At 72.3% G+C, this 16,148-nt stretch carries 18 protein-coding genes; 15 read left to right on the top strand and 3 right to left on the bottom strand.

Annotated features, from left to right (window positions below; genetic code table 11):
* Window positions 1-4 precede the first annotated feature (4 nt).
* From AB0H37_RS36095 to AB0H37_RS36055, 9 genes are all read left to right on the top strand, one after another.
* Window positions 5-178: a hypothetical protein gene (locus tag AB0H37_RS36095; RefSeq protein WP_179835841.1), complete on the top strand. Its 174-nt coding sequence runs from the start codon at window positions 5-7 to the stop codon at window positions 176-178.
* A 497-nt stretch (window positions 179-675) separates the two neighbouring features.
* On the top strand, window positions 676-1,635 hold the full coding sequence (locus tag AB0H37_RS36090) for an ABC transporter substrate-binding protein (RefSeq protein WP_360617162.1): 960 nt from the start codon (window positions 676-678) through the stop codon (window positions 1,633-1,635).
* Window positions 1,632-2,453, top strand: a complete 822-nt coding sequence (locus AB0H37_RS36085) for an ABC transporter permease (protein ID WP_360617161.1) — start codon at window positions 1,632-1,634, stop codon at window positions 2,451-2,453. Before AB0H37_RS36090 ends, AB0H37_RS36085 begins: the two co-directional genes overlap by 4 nt.
* Window positions 2,450-3,232 carry an ABC transporter permease subunit gene (locus AB0H37_RS36080; RefSeq protein ID WP_360617159.1) on the top strand — a complete coding sequence of 261 codons (783 nt, stop codon included), beginning with the start codon at window positions 2,450-2,452 and terminating at the stop codon, window positions 3,230-3,232. The genes AB0H37_RS36085 and AB0H37_RS36080 overlap by 4 nt, the downstream gene beginning before the upstream one ends.
* A gap of 1 nt (window position 3,233) precedes the next feature.
* Window positions 3,234-4,067: an ABC transporter ATP-binding protein gene (locus tag AB0H37_RS36075; protein ID WP_360617157.1), complete on the top strand. Its 834-nt coding sequence runs from the start codon at window positions 3,234-3,236 to the stop codon at window positions 4,065-4,067.
* Between the two features lie 59 nt (window positions 4,068-4,126).
* Window positions 4,127-4,891, top strand: a complete 765-nt coding sequence (locus AB0H37_RS36070; protein ID WP_360617155.1) for a PIG-L deacetylase family protein — start codon at window positions 4,127-4,129, stop codon at window positions 4,889-4,891.
* On the top strand, window positions 4,888-5,586 hold the full coding sequence (locus tag AB0H37_RS36065) for a 4-carboxy-4-hydroxy-2-oxoadipate aldolase/oxaloacetate decarboxylase (protein ID WP_360617154.1): 699 nt from the start codon (window positions 4,888-4,890) through the stop codon (window positions 5,584-5,586). Before AB0H37_RS36070 ends, AB0H37_RS36065 begins: the two co-directional genes overlap by 4 nt.
* Window positions 5,583-6,641, top strand: a complete 1,059-nt coding sequence (locus AB0H37_RS36060) for a 4-oxalomesaconate tautomerase (RefSeq protein ID WP_360617153.1) — start codon at window positions 5,583-5,585, stop codon at window positions 6,639-6,641. Before AB0H37_RS36065 ends, AB0H37_RS36060 begins: the two co-directional genes overlap by 4 nt.
* Window positions 6,638-7,597, top strand: a complete 960-nt coding sequence (locus AB0H37_RS36055; RefSeq protein WP_360617151.1) for a catechol 2,3-dioxygenase — start codon at window positions 6,638-6,640, stop codon at window positions 7,595-7,597. Before AB0H37_RS36060 ends, AB0H37_RS36055 begins: the two co-directional genes overlap by 4 nt.
* A gap of 3 nt (window positions 7,598-7,600) precedes the next feature.
* Here AB0H37_RS36055 and AB0H37_RS36050 read toward each other — a convergent pair whose 3' ends face one another.
* On the bottom strand, window positions 7,601-7,984 hold the full coding sequence (locus AB0H37_RS36050; protein WP_329088998.1) for a hypothetical protein: 384 nt from the start codon (window positions 7,982-7,984) through the stop codon (window positions 7,601-7,603).
* A 214-nt stretch (window positions 7,985-8,198) separates the two neighbouring features.
* Here AB0H37_RS36050 and AB0H37_RS36045 point away from each other — a divergent pair, with 214 nt between their 5' ends.
* Entirely contained in the window at window positions 8,199-8,825 is a 627-nt protein-coding gene (locus tag AB0H37_RS36045; protein ID WP_179835831.1) for an ATP-dependent Clp protease proteolytic subunit, read from the top strand.
* A complete protein-coding gene (locus tag AB0H37_RS36040; protein WP_179835830.1) occupies window positions 8,822-9,424 on the top strand; it encodes an ATP-dependent Clp protease proteolytic subunit in 603 nt (200 codons plus the stop codon). Before AB0H37_RS36045 ends, AB0H37_RS36040 begins: the two co-directional genes overlap by 4 nt.
* Before the next feature lie 26 nt (window positions 9,425-9,450).
* Here AB0H37_RS36040 and AB0H37_RS36035 read toward each other — a convergent pair whose 3' ends face one another.
* Window positions 9,451-9,828 carry a helix-turn-helix transcriptional regulator gene (locus tag AB0H37_RS36035; RefSeq protein WP_360617149.1) on the bottom strand — a complete coding sequence of 126 codons (378 nt, stop codon included), beginning with the start codon at window positions 9,826-9,828 and terminating at the stop codon, window positions 9,451-9,453.
* A gap of 90 nt (window positions 9,829-9,918) precedes the next feature.
* Here AB0H37_RS36035 and AB0H37_RS36030 point away from each other — a divergent pair, with 90 nt between their 5' ends.
* The 3 genes from AB0H37_RS36030 to AB0H37_RS36020 all read left to right on the top strand — a co-directional run bounded on the left by AB0H37_RS36030 (window position 9,919) and on the right by AB0H37_RS36020 (window position 12,954).
* Window positions 9,919-11,049 carry an FAD-dependent oxidoreductase gene (locus tag AB0H37_RS36030; RefSeq protein WP_360617147.1) on the top strand — a complete coding sequence of 377 codons (1,131 nt, stop codon included), beginning with the start codon at window positions 9,919-9,921 and terminating at the stop codon, window positions 11,047-11,049.
* Between the two features lie 54 nt (window positions 11,050-11,103).
* Window positions 11,104-11,814 carry a TetR/AcrR family transcriptional regulator C-terminal domain-containing protein gene (locus AB0H37_RS36025; protein ID WP_360617146.1) on the top strand — a complete coding sequence of 237 codons (711 nt, stop codon included), beginning with the start codon at window positions 11,104-11,106 and terminating at the stop codon, window positions 11,812-11,814.
* A 159-nt stretch (window positions 11,815-11,973) separates the two neighbouring features.
* Window positions 11,974-12,954 (top strand): NAD(P)-dependent alcohol dehydrogenase, encoded by a 981-nt coding sequence (locus tag AB0H37_RS36020; protein WP_360617145.1) that lies wholly within the window; start codon window positions 11,974-11,976, stop codon window positions 12,952-12,954.
* Between the two features lie 24 nt (window positions 12,955-12,978).
* Here AB0H37_RS36020 and AB0H37_RS36015 read toward each other — a convergent pair whose 3' ends face one another.
* Window positions 12,979-13,851: a DMT family transporter gene (locus AB0H37_RS36015; RefSeq protein ID WP_360617144.1), complete on the bottom strand. Its 873-nt coding sequence runs from the start codon at window positions 13,849-13,851 to the stop codon at window positions 12,979-12,981.
* 200 nt (window positions 13,852-14,051) lie between these two features.
* On the opposite strand from AB0H37_RS36015, the gene AB0H37_RS36010 reads away from it, so the two are divergent.
* Complete coding sequence (locus tag AB0H37_RS36010) at window positions 14,052-16,097, top strand: right-handed parallel beta-helix repeat-containing protein (RefSeq protein WP_360617142.1); 2,046 nt, start codon at window positions 14,052-14,054, stop codon at window positions 16,095-16,097.
* Window positions 16,098-16,148 lie beyond the last annotated feature (51 nt).

Below are 16,148 nucleotides of genomic sequence, written 5' to 3'. Positions count from 1 at the left end.
AGTCATGCCACCTTCAGACCAGCCGCACCGCGACCAGGTACGCGCGCCCGAGGACCCGACCGGCGACCAGGCGGGCGGGCCGCCGTGCCACACCGCCGCCCGCTACGCCTCCTTCACCGCGGCGACCTCACCCACGTCGGCCGCCCGTTCCCCGCTCACCGCGTCCGATCCCTCCTGAGCCACGGCACGCCCCCGTCCTGGAAGCGCCAGCGGGCCGCACTGAACCCCTTCTCCTTCCCGAAGGCGAAACCGGCAGACGGCCCCCTCCAGCCAGACGCCCAGCACCGGCACGACGTGAGGGCCTCCGCCGCGGCCCGAGGTCGCGAGCAGATACGTCTCGCTGCCGGCCAGCCGTGACCGCACGTCGGCCCAGGTGAACGCGGCCAGGGGAGTGCCGCTGGGACGGGACAGCCGCTCCGTGCTCGGCTCCGCCATGATCGCTCCTGGATTCTCGGTCGGCACCGCCCCGCTTCCGGGACTATCACGGCGGCCCGGACCCGGCAACGGCAGCGCCGGTTCCAGAGGGGCGTTCCTCGAAATGTCAACGATCTAGCACGCAATCTGCGCGGCTACTTTCACGCACAAATTGTTGACAATCTCGTCTGCAGATTCGTAGCATCGCCGACACGCCGGCGGTGCCCCGGCGGCGCCCCCCGACCGTCCAGGAGAAGCCCCGTGATCAGAATCCGCGCGGCCGCGGCCGCCGCCGCTTGCGCCCTCCTCCTCGCCGCGTGCGGAAGCGGAGGGGGTGGTGCGGACGCGTCCGGGGACGGTCCCGCCTCGGTGAAGGTCAGCGTCATCCCCATCGTGGACGTGGCGCCGATCTACCTCGGGAGGCAGCAGGGCTTCTTCGCCGAGCAGGGGCTGAAGCTGGAGCTCGCCTCCGCCCAGGGCGGCGCCGCGATCGTGCCGGCCGTCGTCAGCGGCCAGGTCGACTTCGGGTTCAGCAACTACACCTCGCTGATCCTCGCCCGTTCCAAGGGCCTGCCGCTCAAGGTCGTCGCGCCCGGCGCCGGGTCGACCGGCGTCAAGGGCAAGGACTTCGGGGGTGTGGTCGTCAAGACGGGCAGTCCGGTCAGGTCGGCGAAGGACCTCGCGGGGAAGCGGGTCGCGGTCAACACCCTGAACAACATCAACGACACCACGGTCCGGGCCTCGATCCGGACGGCCGGAGGCGATGCCGAGAACGTCAGGTTCACCGAGCTCGCCTTTCCGGACATGCTCGCGGCTCTCGACAAGGGCAACGTCGACGCCGTCCAGGTCGTCGAGCCGTTCCTGACGACCGCGCTGAAGAACGGCGGCCGGCTGGTCGCGTCCAACTACGTGGACACCGCCCCCGACCTGACCATCGCGGGCTACTTCACCTCCCAGAAGACCGCCGCCGCCAAGCCGGAGATGGTGAAGAGGTTCGCCTCGGCGATGCGCAAGTCGCTCGGGTACGCCGCCGACAACCCCGACGCGGTGCGCAAGGTGCTCGGCAGCTACACCAAGATCGACCCAGCGCTGACCGGCTCGCTCACGCTTCCCACCTACCCCGCGCAGGTGAACGCCGCATCGCTGGAGACGCTCTCGGCCCTCGCGGTGCAGGACGGGCTGATCAAGACGGCCCCGGACGTCAAGGACCTCCTGCCGTGACGTCGGCCGTCGCGACGGGGAGCGGCCGGGAGGGGCGGCGCCGCCGTCCCGTTCCCGCCTGGGCCCTCGGCCTCGCCGGCCTGGCCTGCCTCATGGCGGTCGTGGAGGTGGCGCCCAGGGCCGGGCTGGTGAAGGAGCGTTTCCTGCCACCGTTCAGCGCGATGGCCTCGGCGCTGGCCGAGCAGGCCGGGACGCCGGTGTTCTGGCGGGCGCTGCTGGAGACGCTGCGCGGCTGGGCGATCGGCCTGGCGGTGGCGATGGCGGCGGGCGTGGTCCTGGGCATCCCGATCGGCGGCGTCCCGTTCGTGCGGGCGGCCCTGGCCTCGACGATCGAGTTCCTGCGGCCCATCCCGTCGGTGGCGCTGATCCCGCTGGCGGTGCTGCTGTACGGCACCGAGATGCGCTCGACGCTCCTGCTCGTCGTGTACGCCTCCTTCTGGCAGATCCTGGTGCAGGTCCTGTACGGGGTGCAGGACGTGGACCCGATCGCCCGGGAGACGGCCCGCTCGTACCGGTTCGGCCCGCTGTCGCAGGTGCGGACCGTGATCTGGCCGACCGCCCTGCCGTACGTGGTGACCGGGTTCCGGCTGGGCGCGGCGGTCGCGCTGATCCTGGAGATCACCGGGGAGCTCGTGATCGGGTCGCCGGGGCTGGGCAGGCAGATCGCGGTGGCGCAGGGGTCGGGCGCGGTCGCGTCGATGTACGCGCTGGTCATCGTGGTCGGCCTCGTCGGCGTGGTCGTCAACGTGCTCGCGCGGGCCACCGAGCGCCGCGTGCTGCGATGGCACCCGTCGATCCGCCGGGAGGTGGTCTCGTGACCGTCCTCGGCGTCCTGCGAAGGGTCCTGCAGGCGGTGACGGTGCCCGCGCTGCTGGTCGCGGCGTGGTGGGCGGCGACGGCGGGCAGCACGGACTTCTTCTGGCCCCCGCTGAGCCGGATCGTCGGCGCGTTCGACGACACATGGTTCCACGGCCGGCTGACCGCCGACGTGCTCCCCAGCCTGGCGCGCCTGCTCGCGGGCTACCTCCTGGCGCTGCTCCTGGGGGTCGCGCTCGGGATCGCGATCGGTTCCGTGCGCGTCCTGCGGGCCTTCCTGGAACCGGTTCTGGAGTTCTTCCGGGCGATCCCGTCGCCGGTGCTCGTGCCGATCCTGATGCTGGTCGCCGGCATCGGGAACGGGATGAAGATCCTGGTGATCGTCTCCGGATGCGTCTGGCCGATCCTGCTGAACACGGTGGAGGGCGTGCGCGCGCTGGACGAGGTGCTGCGCGACACCGCCCGGTGCTACCGCATGCGCCCGCACTCCCGGCTCGTCCATCTGGTGCTGCGGGGCGCGAGCCCGCGGATCGCCGCGGGCGCGCGGCAGGCGCTGTCCATCGGGATCATCCTGATGGTGATCAGCGAGATGTTCGCGGCGAGCAACGGGGTCGGCTTCACGATCATCCAGTTCCAGCGCGCCTTCTCGATCCCGCAGATGTGGACCGGGATCCTCCTGCTCGGACTCGTCGGGATCGCGCTGTCGGGGATCTTCCAGCTCGTGGAGACCCGGCTGCTGAACTGGTACACCGGCCTGCGCCGGTCGCAGCGAGAGGGTTGACATGACCACCACGCCCACCGGCGCGAAGAGCCCGGGCACATCCACGGCGCTGCTGGACGTCCGCGGCCTGAGGAAGGTGTACGAGGGCAGGGGCCGCGACGTCGAAGCGGTCCGCGACCTGACCTTCTCCGTCGGGACGGGGGAGCTCGTCTGCATCGTCGGGCCCTCCGGCGCAGGCAAGACCACCCTGTTGAGATGCGTCGCCGGGCTCCTGCGGTGCACGTCCGGGGAGGTGGTGCTCGAAGGGCAGAGGGTCACGGGCCCGCCCCCGGGCATGGCCGTGGTCTTCCAGGAGTACGGCCGCAGCCTGTTCCCCTGGATGACGGTGCGGCAGAACGTCGAACGCCCGCTGAAGGAGAAGAGGGTCCCGAAGGCGGAACGGCGGCGGCTCGTGCGGGAGGCGCTGGAGGCCGTCGGTCTGGCCGAGTCCCACGACGCCCACCCCTGGCAGCTGTCGGGAGGCATGCAGCAGCGCGTGGCGATCGCCCGCGCGGTCGCCTACGAGCCGCACATCCTGCTGATGGACGAGCCCTTCGCCGCCGTCGACGCCCAGACGCGCGCCGACCTCGAGGACCTCGTCCGGGCCCTCTGGCGCCGGCTCGGGGTGACCGTCCTGTTCGTCACCCACGACATCGACGAGTCCGTCTACCTCGGGCAGCGCGTCATCGTGCTGTCGGACTCGCCGACCGTCGTCCTGGAGGAGGTCGCGATCGACCTGCCGGACGAGCGCGACCAGCTCGCCACCCGCTCCGACCCGCGCTTCGCCGAACTGCGGGCCCGGGTCTACCGGCTCGTCCAGCAGGCGAAGGGCGGCCACCGGCCGGCGGACGCGTGAGGCGCGCCCACGTTCACGCACCAGGCGATGCACGACTGTTGACGATCTGAGAGGTTGAGATGAGTCCAGAGGTTGCGGTGAGCGCGGAGAAGGCGTCGGCCGCGGGTCCGTTGCTGGTCGTCAGCGCCCATGCCGGGGACTTCGTCTGGCGTGCGGCCGGCGCGATCGCGCTGGCCGCCTCGCGCGGTGACCGGGCGAAGGTGGTGTGCCTCAGCTACGGAGAGCGCGGGGAGTCCGCGCGCGCCTGGCGCGAGGGGAAGGGCCTCGACGAGATCAAGGCGGTGCGCCGCGCGGAGGCGGAGGCCGCGGCGGCCGAGCTCGGCGCCGATATCGAGTTCCTGGACGCGGGGGACTACCCGCTCCCGGAGAGCCCCGAGCTGGTGGACCGGCTGGTGCGGGTGTACCGCGACTTCGAGCCCGCCGTGGTGCTGACCCATCCGCCGGCCGACCCCTACAACGGCGACCACCCGGCCGCCGCGCGGATGGCGTTGCAGGCGCGGGTGCTGGCCCAGGCGATCGGGTACGACGCGCCGGGCGAGCCGCTCGGCGCGCCCCCGGTGTTCTTCTTCGAGCCGCACCAGCCGGAGCAGTGCGACTTCAAGCCGGACGTCCTGCTCGACATCACGCCGGTGTTCGACCGCAAGCGCAAGGCCATGGAGTGCCTGCCCGCGCAACGGCACATGTGGGACTACTACACCGACCTGGCCAGGCGGCGCGGCGTCCAGCTCAAGCGCAACGCCGGGCCGAACCTCGGACTGGCGCACGACACCATGGCCGAGGCGTACGTGCGGCTGTACCCGCAGACCACGGACGTGCTGGCATGAGAACGATCGTGGTCACCGACCCGCCCCGCGCTGACCTCGCGCAGGTCGACGCGCTCGGGGGGCACGGCGTGGCGACCGTCCACGAGGCGATGGGACGGACGGGCTGCCTCGGCCCGTCCCTGCGGCCGGTGCACCTCGGATCGCGCATCGCCGGGACCGCGGTCACGGTCCTGTCCTGGCCGGGCGACAACCTGATGATCCATGTCGCGGTGGAGCAGTGCCGTCCCGGGGACGTGCTGGTGGTGGCGACCACCTCCCCGTCCACCGACGGGATGTTCGGCGAGCTGTTCGCGACCGCCCTCCAGCACCGCGGCGTTCGCGGCCTCGTCATCGACGCCGGAGTGCGGGACGTGGCCGACCTGCACCGCATCGGCTTCCCCGTGTGGTCGGCGGCCGTCAGCGCGCAGGGCACCGTGAAGGCCACGCCCGGCGCCGTCAACGTGCCGATCGCCGTCGGCGGGCAGACGATCCGTCCCGGCGACGCGATCGTCGCCGACGACGACGGCGTGATGCGCGTCGCCCGGCAGGACGTGCCCCGCGCCGTCACCGCCGCGCGGGCGCGCGCGGAGAAGGAGGAGGCGACCCGCGCCGCGTTCCGCGAGGGGCAGCTCGGCCTCGACCGGTACGGGCTCCGCGACCGGCTCCCCGGAATGGGCATCGAGTACGTCCCCTACGAGGAGTACGAGGAGACATGAACGGGGTGCGCTGCATGCTGATGCGGGGCGGCACCTCCAAGGGCGCCTACTTCCTCGCCGCCGACCTGCCCGCCGACCCGGGCGAGCGCGATGCCCTGCTGCTGCGGATCATGGGCACGCCCGACCCGCGGCAGATCGACGGGATCGGCGGCGCCCACCCGCTGACCAGCAAGGTCGCCGTCGTCACCCCCTCCGACCGGCCCGGGGTGGACGTCGAGTACCTCTTCCTCCAGCTCGGCGTGGAGGCGGCGACGGTCTCCGACCGGCAGAACTGCGGCAACATCCTCGCCGGCATCGGGCCCTTCGCCGTCGAACGCGGCCTCGCGGCGCCCGGCGGCGAGCGCACCGGCGTCCGCATCCTGATGGTGAACTCGGGCAGCGTCGCGACCGCCCGGTTCGCGACCCCGGGCGGTGCCGTCCGCTACGACGGCGACACCGCGATCTCCGGCGTCCCCGGCACCGCGGCGCCGATCGTGCTGGACTTCGAGGACACCGAGGGCTCGGCCACCGGCGCGCTGCTGCCCACCGGCAACGTCCGTGACGTCGTCGACGGCGTCGCGGTCACCTGCGTCGACAACGGGATGCCGGTCGTGGTCGCCGCCGCCCGCGACCTCGGTGTCACCGGCTACGAGACGCCCGACGAGCTCGCCGCCGACGACGGCCTGCGCGACCGTGTCCAGGCGCTGCGCCTGCGGGCCGGCGAGCTGATGGGCCTCGGCGACGTCTCCGGCGCCCCGGTCCCCAAGACCACGCTGGTCGCCCCCGCCCGCGACGGCGGGACGATCTGCACCCGCACCTTCATCCCGCTGCGCCCGCACGCCTCCATCGGCGTCCTCGGCGCCGTCAGCGTGGCCACCGCGCTGCTCATGGACGGCGCGGTCGGCCACGACATGGCGCGGCTCCCCGAGCCCGGCGCGCCGATGAGCGTCGAGCACCCCACCGGGCGGCTGGACGTCGAGGTCGAGCTCGACGGCATGTCCCCGCGCCGGTCCAGCATCGTCCGCACCGCCCGCAAGCTCTTCGACGGCACCGTCTTCCCCCGGAGTTCCGCATGAACGTCAGACACGAGATCGCGCACGTCGCCCACGTCGAGATGCTGACCCCCGAACCGGACAGGAGCCTCTGGTTCTTCACCCGCGTCATGGGCCTCACCGAGGTCGGCGCCGAGGGCGACTCGGTGTACCTGCGCACCTGGGACGACTACGAGCACCACACCCTCAAGCTGACCGCGCACACCACCTCCGGCATCCGCCGGACCGGGCTGCGCGCGTCCTCCCGGGAGGCGCTCGACCGGCGCGTCCGAGCGATCGAGGAGGCCGGGCTCGGCGTCGGCTGGCGGGACGGCGACCCCGGCATCGGCCCCACCTACGTGTTCCGCGACCCCGACGGCCACGAGCTGGAGATCTACTGGGAGTCGCAGTGGTACGAGGCGCCGCCGGAGCTGAGGCCGTCGCTGAAGAACCAGGCGCAGGCCTATCCGGCGCTCGGCGTCTGCGTCCGCCGCCTCGACCACGTCAACTTCCTGGCCGCCGAGGTGGAACCGAGCACCGGGTTCGTCCGCGACGTCCTCGGCGGGCACCCCACCGAGCAGATCCGGCTGGACGACGGCGCCATCGGCGCCCGGTGGCTGACCTTCACCAACAAGTCCTACGACCTGGTCTACACGCGCGACCGGACGGGCGCCCGCGGCCGCCTGCACCACATCGCGTTCGCCACCGACACCCGCGAGGACATCCTGCGGGCCGCCGACATCTTCCTCGACAACGACGTCTTCATCGAGACCGGCCCGCACAAGCACGCCATCCAGCAGACGTTCTTCCTCTACGTCTACGAGCCGGGCGGCAACCGCATCGAGCTGTGCAACCCCTGCGCCCGCCTCATCCTGGCCCCGGACTGGAAGACCATCACCTGGACCGAGGCCGAACGCGCCAAGGGCCAGGCGTGGGGGCTGAAGACCATCGAGTCCTTCCACACGCACGGCACCCCGCCCGTGGACGCCCCCGCGCCCTGACGCTCACCGCTCGCTGCGCGTCGCGTCCCCGGCGGTGCCGCTGGCGCCCGTCCCGAGATGCCGGACGCGCCGCTCGACGTCCCTGCGCGCGCCGCCGGTGTCGGGCGCCGGGTCCGACCCGAGCGTCCCGGCGGCCTGGCTCGCGCCCGTCCCCACGCCCCGGATGCGCCGCTGCACATCGGCGTGGGCCCGCTCGCCCGCCGACTCCGGCGCGCGGTCCCCGACATCGCCGTGCCCGCCCGTCCCGAGGTGCCGGACGCGCTGCCGGACATCGGTCTCGGCCTCGTCCCCGCCCGGCCCGGCCTCGGTTTGGAGCATTCCCGGCCGGTCGCTCGCACCGGTTCCGACGCGCTGGACGCGCCGCTCGACGTCCGTCTCGGCGTCCATGCCCCTGGTCTCCTCGCGCACAGCTTCCCCCCGGCGTCCGTCCGGCCTCACGTCCGAACACTCCTGATACCCGCGCTGACCAGGCAACATGCCCTCGCGCGCGCAAATACGCCCCGCGGGCCCGCGGACCCAGGCGGGCCGCGCTGCTCTGGGCGGATCCGCCGTGGGCAGATCAGGCTGTCACCGGTGCGCGGGCGGACGCAGAGTGAAGGGCATGAGCGAGGAACAGGCAATCCCGTTGTTCAACGAACGAGTGCGGCGCGAGCTCTACCAGCAGCGCGTTCTCGTCCTCGACGGCCCGCTGGACGACGACAACGGCACGCTGCTGGCGACGCAGATGATGATCCTGGCGAGGGAGGACTCCTCGACCGACATCGCGCTGTGGATCCATTCCCCCGGCGGGTCGGTGCCGTCGATGCTGGCGATCCGCGACGTCATGCGGCTCATCCCGTGCGAGGTGTCCACACTGGTGCTCGGCATCGCCTACAGCGCCGGTCAGTTCCTGTTGTCGTCCGGCACCCGGGGCAAGCGCCGCGCCATGCCGCACGCCCGCGTGCTGATGCACCAGGGCTCCGCCGGGATCGCGGGCGCCGCCGTCGACATCGAACTGCAGGCGAACGACCTGCGCCACACACGCGACACGGTGCTCGGGCTCATCGCCGAGGACACCGGCCAGCCCATCGAGCAGGTCTTCGAGGACTCGCTGCACGACCGCTGGTACACGGCGGGCGAAGCACTCGAATACGGGTTCGTCGACGCGATCGTCAGCACGTTCGACGAGGTCATGCCCACCCGTCACCGACCCGTGGGGCTCGGCGCCCCGTCAGGAGCCGCACGATGAGCACCTACACGATCCCGAACGTCATCGCGCAGCACCCCCGCGGCGAACGCGTCATGGACGTCTACTCGCACCTGCTGACCGAGCGGATCATCTATCTCGGCACCGCCATCGACGCGGGGGTCGCGAACGCGCTCGTCGCGCAGCTGCTGTTCCTGGAGTCCGACAGCCCCGAGCGCGACATCCAGCTGTACATCAACTGCGAAGGGGGAGACCCGAGCGCGATGCTCGCCGTGTACGACACGCTGCGCTACATCCGCCCGCAGGTGGCGACGACGTGCGTGGGGCAGGCGGTCGCCGTCGGCGCCGTCCTCCTCGCCGCGGGCACTCCCGGCAAACGCGCGGCGCTTCCCCACACCCGCGTCGTCCTGCACCAGCCGATGGGGCAGGGCCGCGGAGCGATCCCGGACCTCATCCTCCAGGCGGACGAGGTCGTCCGGGTGCGCGCCGACATCGAGGGCATCCTCTCCCGGCACACCGGGCAGGACGTCGCGACCCTGCGCGCCGACACCGACCGCGACCGCGTGTTCACCGCGAACACGGCGCAGGACTACGGCCTCATCGACCACGTGATCGAGGAGCGGCAGCCGATGCCCGCGTAGTGGTCCGCCTACGCGGCGTGGTCCGCCTACGCGGCCAGGGCGTACGCGACCTGGCAGGTCGGGCCGGCCGGAGCCGCTCCGGCCGGCACGGCCAGCAGCGTCGTCGCGATCGCGAGCGTCAGGTCGCCGAGCGTCACGTCCAGGGCGCCGGCGACGGCGGCGATCATCTCGCTCGACGGCTCCTTGACGCCGCGCTCCATCTCCGAGAGGTACTGCGGCGAGACCCCGGCGCGGCGGGCGGTCTCCACCAGTATCTCGCCGCGTTCGAGGCGCAGGCGCCGCAGGCTCTGGCCGAGCGCGTCGCGCCACAGCGGCTCCGCCCGGCGCGCCGCGTTCGGCTCGCGGGGCGTCTCGTCGGCGGGCACGTCGTCGGCGGGCATGAGCGGTCGCGCGGTCTCGGCCATGCGAACATCGTAGATCGGCCGAGCTGCGGGCCCCAGGAATTCCGCCCACCGCAGAACAGCGGAGCCGGGGGCGGCTGCCATCCTGGGGGCATGCGCGTACTGGTCGTGGGAGCGGGGATCATCGGGGCCGCGCTGGCCGACCGGCTCACCCGCCCGGCGTCCGGCGCCCCCGCGCGCCTCACCGTGGTCGAGGGGGAGGGGCCCGGCGCCGGGACGTCCGGCACGAGCTATGCGTGGATCAACGCCAACGACCCCGCGGACCCGGCCTACCACCGGTTCCGGACGGCGGCGATGTCCACCTGGCGCGACCTGGCGGCCGGCTTCGGCGACCCCGCCTGGCACCGGCCGTCGGGCAACATCATGTGGGCGACCGCCGATGAAGCCAAGGAGCGGCTGGCCGACCGGGTCGCCCGGCTCTCCGGCCTCGGCTACGCCGCCGACCTGATCACTTCCGACCGCCTCCACGAGCTGGAACCGCACGTCGCGGTTCCACCGGACGCACTCGTCGCGCACTACCCGGACGAGGCCTACGTGCATGGAGGCCCCGCCGCGCGGGCTCTGGCCCGGCGCGCCCGTGAACACGGCGCCGACGTCGTGACGGGCCACCGGGCGGTCCGCCTCAACACCGACGGCGACCGCGTGACCGGCATACGGCTCGACGACGGCCGCGACCTGGACGCCGACCTCACGGTCTGCGCGGCGGGGCGGCGCAGCCCCGCGCTCCTGGCCACCGCCGGGGTCCCCCTCCCGATGGTCGACCCGTCCGAGCCCGGCTCGGCCGCCCCGTGCCTCGTCGCCACCACCTCTCCCGCACAGGGCGTCCTCAACGGACTCGTCCACGCCCCCGGCCTGTCCGCCCGGCCCGCGGAGGCCGGGGGACTGGTCCTGGAGGCCGACGACCTGGACGCCGGAATCGACGAGTCGGCCTCCCCGGCGCTCATCCGGCAGGTCGGCGGCGAGCTGCTCGCCCGCGCGCGTGCGCTCATCCCCGCCCTGGCCGCGAACATCTCCGACGTACGGCGATGCGTCCGGCCCCTGCCGGCGGACGGGTACCCGCTCATCGGCTTCCAGCGCCCCGGCCTGTACACCGCCGTCACCCACAGCGGCATCACCCTCGCCCCCCACCTCGCCGCCCTGATCGCCCAGGAGCTCGCCGGCCGACCGTCCCCCGCGCTCGCCCCCTACCGCCCGAACCGCCCACCCCCACACCCGAGGCCCTAGAGCTGCCGGGCCGGACTTACCGTGTACGGGTACAGTGCGCCGGGAGGAAGATCCATGAGTTCACGGGCCGACGCCGACGAGCTGACCGAGCAGCCCCGCGTCCCGCTGAGCCGCAGGCGGGTGCTGCGGGCGGCCGTGCGGCTCGCCGACCGCGACGGCCTCGAATCCCTCACCATGCGCCGGCTCGCCCAGGAGGTCGGTGTCGAGGCGATGTCGCTCTACCACCATGTGGCCAACAAGGAGGCCGTTCTCGACGGGGTGGTGGAGGTGGTGCTCGACGAGATCATGACGGCGGTGGAGGAGACCGAGGCCCCGCCCCCCGAGCGGGACTGGCGGGGGGCGCTGCGCGCGCGGATCCTCGCCGCCCGGGACGTCCTCCTCCGCCACCGCTGGGCCCCGCAACTGCTCGGCACCCGCAGCACCATGAACCCGGTCGTCATCGCGTACTACGACCAGGTCGTCGGCCTCCTCCGGGCGGGCGGTCTCTCCTTCGACCTGGCCCACCGCGCGCTGCACGTCCTGGGCAGCCGCGCCCTCGGGTTCGCTCAGGAGCTGTTCCAGCCCGGCGAGGCTCAGGCCGCCGACGATCCTGCCCTGATGGAGCAGATGGCCGGCCGGTTCCCCCACCTCGCCGGGATGCTGGCGGACGCCGCCCACGACGATCCTGACGGCACCCTGGGCTTCTGCGACGACCAGTTCGAGTTCGAGTTCGCCCTCGACCTGATCCTCGAAGGGCTGGAGCGGCGCCGCGCCGCCGGCAGGTGATCCTTGCCGGTCGCCCGCGAGCGCACCGGACGTCCCCCCCGACAAAGTCCGCCCTGCGGGGCCTTGACTGCCTTACGTCGTACGAATACCTTACGGCGTATGAGAACCTTACGGCGTACGACGGATGCGTCCCCCGCGCCTTCGGGAGAGAAGGTCGCCATGAAGGCCTGGACCTGGGACCGCTACGGCCCGACCGACGTGCTGGCCCTCAAGGACGTCGACGAACCCGACATCGCCCCTGACGAGGTGCTCGTCCGGGTACGGGCGGCGTCCGTCAACCCCTACGACTGGCGTCACATGCGGGCCGACCCGAAGCTGGTGCGGCTCAGCTGCGGGCTGCGGCGGCCGAGACCGGGCCTCATCCTCGGCGCCGACCTCGCCGGCGTCGTGGAGCGGACGGGCGGCGCGGTGACCGGGCTGCGCCCCGGCGACGAGGTCTTCGGGGAGGTCCGCCTGGGGGCGTTCGCCGAGGCCGTCGCCGTCCCGCAGGACCGGCTGGCCGTCAAGCCCGCCCGTCTCGCCTTCGAGCAGGCCGCGTCGGTGTCGATGGCCGCGCACACCGCGCTGCAAGGGCTGCGGGACACCGGCAGGATCTCCGCCGGGCAGCGCGTCCTCGTGAACGGGGCCTCCGGCGGCATCGGGACGTTCGCCGTCCAGCTCGCCAAGGCGTTCGGAGCCGAGGTCACCGGCGTGTGCAGCACCCGCAACCTCGAACTGGTCCGCTCCCTGGGCGCGGACCATGTCGTGGACTACACCCACGAGGACTTCACGAAGCGGACCGGACGGTACGACCTGCTCATGGACATCGTGGGCGACCGGCCGCTCGCCGAACTGCGACGCTGCCTGACGTCCCGCGGCACGCTGGTGATCGTGGGCGGCATCGCCTCGCCGCGCGGCGGGCTGCTCGGCCCCGCGGGGCAGATCGTCCGCGGCGCTCTGGCCTCCCCCTTCGTCAGCCAGCGCATCGACTCCGTCGGCTGGAAACCCAACTCCGCGGACCTGCGGTTCCTGGCCGGGCTGATGGAGCAGGAGCAGGTCACGCCCGTCATCGACCGGACCTACCCGTTCGCCGAACTCCCCGAGGCCCTTCGCTACATCGAGCGCGGCCACGCCCGGGGGAAGGTCGCCATCGCCCTCTGACTCCCGGGCGGGTCCGTCCGGGAGTCAGGCCATCGCGATGGCGGCGATCCCGGCCAGCACCACGACCGAGCCCGCCAGACGGCGGACGGCGTTCGTCTCGCCGAGCACCCGCCACGCGGCCAGTCCGCCGAGCACGATGCTCAGCTCACGGGCGGGAGCGACCAGGCTGACCGGCGCGATCCGGAGCGCGAAGAGCACGAGCAGGTACGCCACCGGCGACAGCAGGCCGATGGTGAGCACCTCGCGCCGGTGGTCGCGCCACAGCCGGGCGACCCGCGCCCTGTCCCGCAACGCGTACGGCGCGAGGAGCAGGCTCTGGGCGAGCGCGCCGGAGCCGAAGTAGACCACCGGCGGGACCGCCAGTTCCGTCACCGAATGCGCGTCCCACAGCGTGTAGCCCGCGATCATGACCCCGGTCAGCACGCCGTAGAAGACGCCCGCGCGGCGCCGTGCCGGCGAGGCGCCGCCCTCCGCCGGTGCGCCGCTGCTGACGACCAGGACGCCGGCGATCACCAGGAGCGCGCCGACCAGCCCCGGCAGGCCGGGGTCCTCGCCGAGGAAGAGGACCGCCACCAGCACCGACAGCAGCGGTCCGGTGCCCCTGGCCAGGGGATAGACCACCGACAGGTCGCCGACGGCGTACCCGCGCTGCAGCACGATCCCGTACGCCACGTGCAGGATCGCGGTCACCAGTGCGGCGAGCAGCCATGTCCACTGCGGACGCTGAGGCTCCAGCACCAGGAGTACCGCCGCGGCGGGGCCGAACACCATGGCCGAAACGGTGTAGTAGAGGAAGACGAAGGCCGCCCCTCCGTCGCCGACCCGCTTCGCGGAGAAGTTCCAGAACGCGTGCACCACCGCGGCGACGAGAACGAGCGAAAGTGCCCAGCCGTTCACAAGGAGACCTTCCCCCGACTGCGGCGCCATCGTACTCGCGCCCTCCGTCCGGGGCAGTGGTGACCGGTTGTGGACGCTGGGCGGGATCTTCCGACCTGCGCGCAGCTAGATTGAACGTGAATTTCACTCAAATTTCGTGATTCGTGGGGCCGTTGGTCGAGCAAGCGCTTGGCCGAGGTCTCCGGGACGAGGGTTGGCTGATGGGCAGACGGTATCTCGGCAGACTCTGGTTGATCGTCGCCACCGCGGCCGGGCTGGTCCTCGGGCTGATGGCGAGCGCGGACGCGCACATCGAGCGTCCCTCGTACTGGCCGCTGCCCGGCCCGGACTGCTCGGTCAGCCCGTGTGCGGGCGGCGCGGTGCCCAAGGCCAGGAGCCTGGCCTCGTCGATCACGACGAGCAAGGGCAGCGAGACCCGCGTCGTGTGCCGCCCCGACTCGCTCAAGCGGCTGGAGGCCTCGATCAAGCGGGCGCGGAAGTCGGGCTACGACATCCGGCCGCACGACCACCGGCGGTTCAGCGCCGCGGAGGCGCGGGAGCTCACGCGGATCAACCGGGCGCTGGCCTCGCGGTGCCGGTACGGCGAGATCCAGCCCGCGGTGACCGACTCGGGCAACAACGACCGGGTCGTGGTCCTGCCGGGCGTCTACACCGAGCCCACCTCGCGCGCGAAGCCCACCCACGACAAGGCGTGCGACCCGTACAAGCTGAGCACGGGGGCCTACTCCTACCTCGGCGAGTACATGTGCCAGAACGACGCCAACCTCATCGCCGTGCTGGGCCGTTCGCCCGGCTCCGGCAAGGACCCGGACCCGCCGCTGGTCGACCGGCACGGCATCCCCAACCGGGGCGCGTGCGTGCGCTGCAACCTCCAGGTCGAGGGGTCCGGCGTCAGCGCGGACGACGTGGTGGTGGAGGCCGGCGACCCCTCGTCAGGCAACGGCGGCCCGCGCCGCTCGGCGAAGGACGTGGGCATCCGCGCCGACCGGGCCGACGGCTTCGTCCTGCGGAACGTGACCGTCCGGCACGCCGAGGAGCACGACATCTACGTGCTGGAGAGCAACGGGTACCTGCTCGACCGCTTCAAGACCTTCTACGCGGGCGAGTACGGCGTGCTCACCTTCGTCGAGGACCACGGCGTGATGCAGAACTGCGAGGCGGCGGGCAACGGCGACTCCGGGCTCTATCCGGGGTCGGGCGCCAAGACCTCGGCGGGCCGCGACCCGAAGGTCTATCCGACGGCGCGGTACAGCCAGGAGATCCGCTACTGCGACTCCCACCACAACACCAGCGGCTACTCCGGCACGGACGGCAGCGGCACCTGGCTGCACCACAACAACTTCTACGACAACGGTCTCGGCTTCACGACCGACGTGTTCACCGCGGCGGGGCACCCCGGCTTCCCGCAACAGGGCGACCTGATCGAGAAGAACGACTTCTACTCCAACAACTTCAACCCCTACCTGCCCGGCAGTGACGTGGTGCCGTCGGTGCCGGTCCCCGTCGGCACCGGCATGTGGATCGCCGGCGGCGACGACAACGTGGTCCGCGACAACCGGTTCCGTGACAACAAGAAGCGCGGCGCCATGCTGTTCGCCGTCCCCGACGCCTTCGTCTGCGGGCCTGGGAACGGGCCCATCACGGGCTGCGACCCCCTGAAGCTGTCCACGTCCCACCGCAACTCGTTCCACGGCAACACGATGTCCGGCAACGGCGTGGACTTCTGGTGGGACGCCTTCCCCGGCAACGTGGGCAACTGCTGGTACTCCAACGGCAACGCGACCGGCTCCCCGAAGAACCTGCCCGACTGCCTGAACGGCAAGATCCCCTGGCTGAGCATCGGACTCGGCAACCTCGGGAACGAGGCCGAACTGTTCGTCTGCATGTCCGACCTGAAGCCCGGCGGCCCGTGTCCCTGGTTCACGTCCCCGACCGCGGGGAAGGCGGCGCCCGCCGACGACCACGACCACGGCGCGGGGGGAGAGCTCAACGACGCGCTGCTCGCGGCGGTGACCTGCCACTCCTGGCACGAGATGAACACCGACCAGCGAGACCACATGCTGACCAGGATGCAGGTGTTCATGGGCGGCCAGATCGACCACCCCGGGGCACGCGGCACCACCCTCAGCAACCAGAAGGCGACCAGCGTCCTCGACAACGCCTGCGGCCTCTCCTTCGCCGGCCAGTTCAAGCTGTACAAGCTCTACGCCCGCGCGGCGGCGTTCACCCCGCAGCTCCGGCGCTGACGCCGGCGAGAAAATGCGTCGACCGCCGGGTCGACCTTTGGAAGGGTGTGA

The sequence above is a fragment of the Actinomadura sp. NPDC023710 genome (assembly GCF_040639875.1).
Lineage (GTDB): Bacteria > Actinomycetota > Actinomycetes > Streptosporangiales > Streptosporangiaceae > Spirillospora > Spirillospora citrea.
The sequence above is the reverse complement of the archived record's forward strand: the minus strand, read 5'-3'. Positions and strand labels throughout refer to the sequence as shown.

What these genes read in the sequence shown, in the direction of transcription:
- AB0H37_RS36065 (WP_360617154.1), top strand. Translation starts at nt 4,888, where the DNA reads ATGAGAACGATCGTGGTCACCGACCCGCCCCGCGCTGACCTCGCGCAG.
- AB0H37_RS36070 (WP_360617155.1), top strand. Translation starts at nt 4,127, where the DNA reads ATGAGTCCAGAGGTTGCGGTGAGCGCGGAGAAGGCGTCGGCCGCGGGT.
- AB0H37_RS36095 (WP_179835841.1), top strand. Translation starts at nt 5, where the DNA reads ATGCCACCTTCAGACCAGCCGCACCGCGACCAGGTACGCGCGCCCGAG.
- AB0H37_RS36030 (WP_360617147.1), top strand. Translation starts at nt 9,919, where the DNA reads ATGCGCGTACTGGTCGTGGGAGCGGGGATCATCGGGGCCGCGCTGGCC.
- AB0H37_RS36060 (WP_360617153.1), top strand. Translation starts at nt 5,583, where the DNA reads ATGAACGGGGTGCGCTGCATGCTGATGCGGGGCGGCACCTCCAAGGGC.
- AB0H37_RS36035 (WP_360617149.1), bottom strand. Translation starts at nt 9,828, where the DNA reads ATGGCCGAGACCGCGCGACCGCTCATGCCCGCCGACGACGTGCCCGCC.
- AB0H37_RS36010 (WP_360617142.1), top strand. Translation starts at nt 14,052, where the DNA reads ATGGGCAGACGGTATCTCGGCAGACTCTGGTTGATCGTCGCCACCGCG.
- AB0H37_RS36020 (WP_360617145.1), top strand. Translation starts at nt 11,974, where the DNA reads ATGAAGGCCTGGACCTGGGACCGCTACGGCCCGACCGACGTGCTGGCC.
- AB0H37_RS36050 (WP_329088998.1), bottom strand. Translation starts at nt 7,984, where the DNA reads ATGGACGCCGAGACGGACGTCGAGCGGCGCGTCCAGCGCGTCGGAACC.
- AB0H37_RS36040 (WP_179835830.1), top strand. Translation starts at nt 8,822, where the DNA reads ATGAGCACCTACACGATCCCGAACGTCATCGCGCAGCACCCCCGCGGC.
- AB0H37_RS36075 (WP_360617157.1), top strand. Translation starts at nt 3,234, where the DNA reads ATGACCACCACGCCCACCGGCGCGAAGAGCCCGGGCACATCCACGGCG.
- AB0H37_RS36055 (WP_360617151.1), top strand. Translation starts at nt 6,638, where the DNA reads ATGAACGTCAGACACGAGATCGCGCACGTCGCCCACGTCGAGATGCTG.
- AB0H37_RS36045 (WP_179835831.1), top strand. Translation starts at nt 8,199, where the DNA reads ATGAGCGAGGAACAGGCAATCCCGTTGTTCAACGAACGAGTGCGGCGC.
- AB0H37_RS36025 (WP_360617146.1), top strand. Translation starts at nt 11,104, where the DNA reads ATGAGTTCACGGGCCGACGCCGACGAGCTGACCGAGCAGCCCCGCGTC.